The sequence below is a fragment of the Streptomyces sp. NPDC093510 genome, assembly GCF_040683555.1.
Lineage (GTDB): Bacteria > Actinomycetota > Actinomycetes > Streptomycetales > Streptomycetaceae > Streptomyces.
On the sequence record NZ_JBFBEE010000065.1, the window covers coordinates 1 to 1,523 of the forward strand.

At 56.1% G+C, this 1,523-nt stretch carries 1 rRNA gene; it reads left to right on the forward strand.

Annotated elements, in window-relative coordinates:
• A 23S ribosomal RNA gene (locus AB0N81_RS41955) occupies positions 1 to 1,501 on the forward strand; the annotation flags it as partial.
• Between the last annotated feature and the right edge of the window lie 22 nt (positions 1,502 to 1,523).

Here is a 1,523-nt window from a genome sequence, read left to right on the forward strand (position 1 = left end):
GTAGTAGGTGAGTGATGGGGTGACGCAGGAAGGTAGTCCAGCCCGGGCGGTGGTTGTCCCGGGGTAAGGGTGTAGGCCGTGCGATAGGTAAATCCGTCGTACATGTGGCTGAGACCTGATGCCGAGCCGATTGTGGTGAAGTGGATGATCCTATGCTGTCGAGAAAAGCCTCTAGCGAGTTTCATGGCGGCCCGTACCCTAAACCGACTCAGGTAGTCAGGTAGAGAATACCGAGGCGTTCGGGTGAACTATGGTTAAGGAACTCGGCAAAATGCCCCCGTAACTTCGGGAGAAGGGGGGCCATCACCGGTGATCGGATTTACTCCGTGAGCTGGGGGTGGCCGCAGAGACCAGCGAGAAGCGACTGTTTACTAAAAACACAGGTCCGTGCGAAGCCGTAAGGCGATGTATACGGACTGACGCCTGCCCGGTGCTGGAACGTTAAGGGGACCGGTTAGTGCACTTTCGGGTGTGCGAAGCTGAGAACTTAAGCGCCAGTAAACGGCGGTGGTAACTATAACCATCCTAAGGTAGCGAAATTCCTTGTCGGGTAAGTTCCGACCTGCACGAATGGCGTAACGACTTCTCGACTGTCTCAACCATAGGCCCGGTGAAATTGCACTACGAGTAAAGATGCTCGTTTCGCGCAGAAGGACGGAAAGACCCCGGGACCTTTACTACAGTTTGATATTGGTGTTCGGTTCGGCTTGTGTAGGATAGGTGGGAGACTTTGAAGCGGGCACGCCAGTGTTCGTGGAGTCGCCGTTGAAATACCACTCTGGTCGTGCTGGATGTCTAACCTCGGTCCGTGATCCGGATCAGGGACAGTGTCTGATGGGTAGTTTAACTGGGGCGGTTGCCTCCCAAAGAGTAACGGAGGCGCCCAAAGGTTCCCTCAGCCTGGTTGGTAATCAGGTGTTGAGTGTAAGTGCACAAGGGAGCTTGACTGTGAGACCGACGGGTCGAGCAGGGACGAAAGTCGGGACTAGTGATCCGGCGGTGGCTTGTGGAAGCGCCGTCGCTCAACGGATAAAAGGTACCCCGGGGATAACAGGCTGATCTTCCCCAAGAGTCCATATCGACGGGATGGTTTGGCACCTCGATGTCGGCTCGTCGCATCCTGGGGCTGGAGTCGGTCCCAAGGGTTGGGCTGTTCGCCCATTAAAGCGGTACGCGAGCTGGGTTTAGAACGTCGTGAGACAGTTCGGTCCCTATCCTCTGTGCGCGTAGGAATATTGAGAAGGGCTGTCCCTAGTACGAGAGGACCGGGACGGACGAACCTCTGGTGTGCCAGTTGTCCTGCCAAGGGCATGGCTGGTTGGCTACGTTCGGAAAGGATAACCGCTGAAAGCATCTAAGCGGGAAGCCTGCTTCGAGATGAGTATTCCCACCCCCTTTGAGGGGTTAAGGCTCCCAGTAGACGACTGGGTTGATAGGCCAGATCTGGAAGCCCGGTAACGGGTGGAGGTGACTGGTACTAATAGGCCGAGGGCTTGTCCTCAGTTGCTCGCGTCCACTGTGTT